5 protein-coding genes are annotated in these 4377 nt (G+C 58.1%); all 5 read left to right on the top strand.

What is annotated here, in order from left to right:
- The first annotated feature begins 98 nt into the window (after positions 1 to 98).
- The 5 genes from I73_RS28535 (at position 99) to I73_RS32715 (ending at position 4209) form a co-directional block, all read left to right on the top strand.
- On the top strand, positions 99 to 707 hold the full coding sequence (locus I73_RS28535) for a transposase (RefSeq protein WP_234409531.1): 609 nt from the start codon (positions 99 to 101) through the stop codon (positions 705 to 707).
- A gap of 194 nt (positions 708 to 901) precedes the next feature.
- Positions 902 to 1342, top strand: a complete 441-nt coding sequence (locus I73_RS32720) for a hypothetical protein (RefSeq protein WP_148289825.1) — start codon at positions 902 to 904, stop codon at positions 1340 to 1342.
- 187 nt (positions 1343 to 1529) lie between these two features.
- Positions 1530 to 2357, top strand: a complete 828-nt coding sequence (locus I73_RS31800; RefSeq protein WP_083876828.1) for a DUF2971 domain-containing protein — start codon at positions 1530 to 1532, stop codon at positions 2355 to 2357.
- A gap of 13 nt (positions 2358 to 2370) precedes the next feature.
- Positions 2371 to 3333 (top strand): IS5 family transposase, encoded by a 963-nt coding sequence (locus tag I73_RS16780; protein WP_022981680.1) that lies wholly within the window; start codon positions 2371 to 2373, stop codon positions 3331 to 3333.
- 489 nt (positions 3334 to 3822) lie between these two features.
- Entirely contained in the window at positions 3823 to 4209 is a 387-nt protein-coding gene (locus tag I73_RS32715; RefSeq protein WP_148289824.1) for a hypothetical protein, read from the top strand.
- Positions 4210 to 4377: the final 168 nt, after the last annotated feature.

Here is a 4377-nt window from a genome sequence, read left to right as displayed (position 1 = left end):
CGGCTGGCCCAAGGGTGGACTGGGCGGCAAGGCCATCTTCGAGACGCTGAGCCAACAACTGCAGCAGCACGCCCTGATTTCCGCGTGGCGGGCAGATCGTGGACGCCAGCATCGTGCAGGCCCCGATCACGCAGGCCAACGCCAAGGAGCGCGAGGCGCTCAACCGTGGCGATGCGCCCGAAGGCTGGAGCGCCAAGCGCCTGGCCCACACCGACCGGGACGCCCGCTGGACGATCAAGCACGGCAAGGCCTTCTACGGCTACAAGCTGCACGGCAACGTGGATGCGCGCTACAAGCTCATCCGGGAGTTGAAGATCACGCCGGCCAATGCCGACGACGGGCAACAGCTGCCCGACGTGCTGCAGGCCGCCAACACGCGGGATCGACTGCTGGCCGACAGGGGCTATGACAGTCAGTCCAACCGCCAGGTCCTGCAAGCGCGAGGACTGCAAGACGGCATAGCGCGCCGAGCCAAGCCAGGGCAGACCGCCAAGGTGAGGTTGAACCAGCGCAACCGCACCATCAACAAGACCCGGGCCCGTGTCGAGCACGTCTTCGCCAGCCTGGCCCAACAAGGCGGCAAGTGTGTTCGGGCGATGACCTTGGCGCGCAACGCGCTGGCCATCACTCTGCAGTGCGCGGCGTACAACGCGCGCCGGCTGGTGTGGCTGGTCAAGAGCGCAGGACCGTCCGCATGGCCCGCATGAGGGCTGAAATGCCTGTCGCAGCACGCTGCGGCGAGTGGAAACGACCATCGAAGAGCCTCGCACCTCGAATGCCCTCTCAGGTCAGACGCACTCGCATGCCTTTTCCGGCTGCGCGAGGGGTTTCAGGAAGTGCCCTTCGGCATGCCCCTTACATCGAACGTTAGGCCGCATCAATCAGCATCAAGGAGAAGGCTTTGGCAAATAGAGAAATTGAAGTCGCTGACATTTCAATGTCGTATCGATCGGCTACAGAGGCTGTTGACCATGCAATTGCTCAATTGGCTTCCATGCTCGCCAAGTCACGCTTTACGGTTGGACAAGGTGTGACCAAGATCTACCTTGAACTCCGTCGCGATCTGCCTTACAAAGTTCATGAAACTTCGGTTGACGGCGTGCAAATATTGGTCAACAGAAACTATAAGCCTCTTGGCAATTCCGCCAAAACCGCAGAGAACTGGGTCGACTACGAACAAGCGACAAACATGCATGTTCGGCTAACGCCCGAGGAAGTGAGATCGGTTGTATCGCCTGGTAGAGAGTCCGGCCTCTTCGGGGACGGCAACCCACCTTGGCATGGACGGAAAGAGGCAACCGAGTACCTCGAGCGGCTGCGAAAGCTTCGCACCTTGATCTGAGTGCATCTGCCTACGTTTTGTGAGTCGTGAACACCAACACCTTCCACTACGCGCCGCAGCCTAACTGTCGGTTCAACGCGGACGCCAACACTGGCCATGCCTTCGGCATTTTCATGGCCAGTGTTGGTACCCTCCGCGCTTCGCGCTACGGCGCCGGTTAACCTGGGCGTTAGGCAACTCGACACATATGAGCGAACCAACCTTCCTTGATCGAGCTTCAGAAAAGCTCTGGGTAGACTTCCAAGAGGAATTGTCTTTCCCCTCTTCACGGCCTCTGCTTGCTCATTACACGTCCATCCAGACTTTTGAACAGATCGTCACCAAAGAACAATTCTGGTTTTCCAATCCGCTCTTTATGAACGATCTCGAAGAGCTACAGTTCGGGATGAACGAAGGAGCAAACGAGCTACACAAAAGCGAAGCAATTCGCCTTGCATGCGGAGCGCCGGAGAATCACAGAAAGTTATTGCAAAGCTTTGACTACCTGTTCAACGACTTTGATTCCAAGCACGTGTTGAACACTTACATACTTTGCTTTTCTGAACATGCCCCAGAAGACAACGACGGCTTGCTATCCATGTGGCGCGGATATGGAAACTCAGGCTCGGGGGCTGCACTTGTAATCGACACTTCAAAAATTAATGAAAATTCGGAATCACCGCTGATTGTTGGCAAGGTGCATTACGCCTCCAAGGTCGAACGGAAAAAATGGATCAGCGAAAAACTGATCAGCCTAGCCGAGGTGATTTCAGCCCACGCAAAAGTGGAGGACGACTTCTTCAATGCTGCTTGGGCTTGGATGCATCGCCTGAAGTCGTTCGCTCTTTTTACAAAGCATCATGGATTCCATGAAGAACGAGAGTGGCGAGTCGTGTACATGAGCGACAAAGACCGCGAGCAATCCTTCAAAAAGTACTTTAGCCACCTAGCAACAAATCGAGGAATTGAGCCAAAGCTTAAGGAAGGTCTGCACAACTCGCAACCCGTGGTGCTTGGCGCGGACGTGAAGCGCTGAGACGATACGGGCCATGAAGCAGCACAGCCTGGGTTTGGGACAGACGACCAAGCGAACGCGACGCCGGGAGTTCCTGGACGAGATGGAGAAGGTCGTGCCATGGGCGGATCTGGTGGCCTTGGTGTCCCCGTACCTGCCCGATGGCAAGCGAGGTCGCCCGCCGTTCTCGCCGGAGACCATGCTGCGCATCCACTTCATGCAGCAATGGTTTACGCTGAGTGACCCGGCGATGGAAGAGGCGCTGCATGACATGCCGGTGTTCCGCGAGTTCGCGGGACTGGAAGGCTGGGACGAGCGGCTGCCCGACGAGAGCACGATCCTGCGCTTTCGGCATGTGCTGGAGAAGCACAAGCTGGCTGCGCAGATCCTGCAGACCGTCAACGACCTGCTCAGTGCCAAGGGCGTGATGCTCAAGGGCGGCTCGGTGGTGGATGCCACGCTGATCGCTGCGCCGAGTTCGACCAAGAACAGCAGCGGCGAGCGTGATCCGCAGATGAAGCAAAGCAGGAAGGGCCAACAGTGGTACTTCGGCATGAAGTGCCACATCGGGGTGGACATCGAGTCGGGTCTGGTCCACACCGTGCGCGGCACGAGCGGTGCCGTCAATGACGTGACCGAGGCCAACAGCCTGGTGCGCCCCGGCGACCGAGAGGTCTATGCCGACGCCGGCTATCGAGGTGCCGACAAGCGTCCGGACGCCAGGGCGGGTGTGGCCTGGAACATCGCCATGCGGCCGGGCAAGCGTCGCACGCTGGACCCGGCCAAGCCGATCGAGGCCCTCGCTGAGCAGCTCGAACGGGTGAAGGCCGGTATTCGGGCGCGGGTTGAACATCCGTTCCGGGTGGTCAAACGCCAGTTCGGGCACATCAAGGTGCGCTACCGCGGCTTGGCCAAGAACACGGCGCAACTGCATACGCTGTTTGCGCTGGCCAATCTGTGGATGGCGCGGCGCAAACTCATCGGAGCGGTGGCATGAGTGCGTCCGCAGCATGGCAAATGGCCCGGGTCGCCGGCCTGTTCTGGCCTGCAGACCTGGAAATCGCAGCGAATTTGCCATCCACAGCATCACATTCCCATCGTCTCAGCGCACCACCACGCCAAGTTGCGAGTTGTGCAGACCTTCCTTAAGCTTCCTATCAAGCCAATACCTGAGCTAAAAACAGAAGATATTTCATTGCGAACCTTGGTAAATAGAATAATACTTGGGCCATCCGTTTCGAGTGCACTAGCAGCCAACTCATTACGACAAATGCTTAAGAATATTGGTCAACCTGACTTAGCTGAGCGGGTCGTTGCTTCTGAAATTCCATTTAGGTCAGCGTAGCAGGGCCATGAAAAAGTTGCCCAACTGGGCGGTCAAGCGGACGCCAACAAAGCCCATGGCTTCGCCATTTTTATGGGCTTTTTTGGTGCCCTCCACTCGCTGCGCTCCTTCCGGTGCCGCTTACCTTGGGCGTTGGGCGTCATGAGCTACATCACTCCGCGACCCATTTCCGGTGCAGAACTCGAAGTGCTGCAAACCGTTCTACTCCGGGCAGTCACGCCCCATACGCCTCAAGTCACCCCAGATGAATTGAAAAGCCTGGTGGTGTATTCCAAGTGCGATTGTGGCTGCGCCAGCGTAGGGTTCTTGCCCGAGGGCACCAAGGCGAACGAGAACACAAAGCTAATTGCCGATGGCCTTGGCCTGTCTCCTGACAACAAGCAAGTCGGAATCATCGTCTACGGGTCGCCAGGTCAGGTTGTGGAGGTAGAGTTTCACTGGCCCTACGAAGGTGGGGCTCCCTTGCCGCGGCCAGAAACTATTGTCCCGTGGGAGCGCGGAACGGAAGTCACTGAGGTTGCGAAATGATGCCCAACCCATCCGTCGAGAGGGACCGCCTGCAAGCTGCGCTTGCAGGTACCCTCCGCGGCCTCGCCGCTCCGGCGGCCCCTCACGTCAGACGTTAGGCCTCACTAAACATGCGAAGTATCGACTCCACCTGGAACGGGAGGCTTGTCTCTGCCAGCGCACGTCTGG

This window comes from Ideonella sp. B508-1, assembly GCF_000333615.1.
Lineage (GTDB): Bacteria > Pseudomonadota > Gammaproteobacteria > Burkholderiales > Burkholderiaceae_C > Ideonella.
Note: the sequence above shows the minus strand (reverse complement) of the source record. Positions and strands in the feature narration are given on the sequence as shown.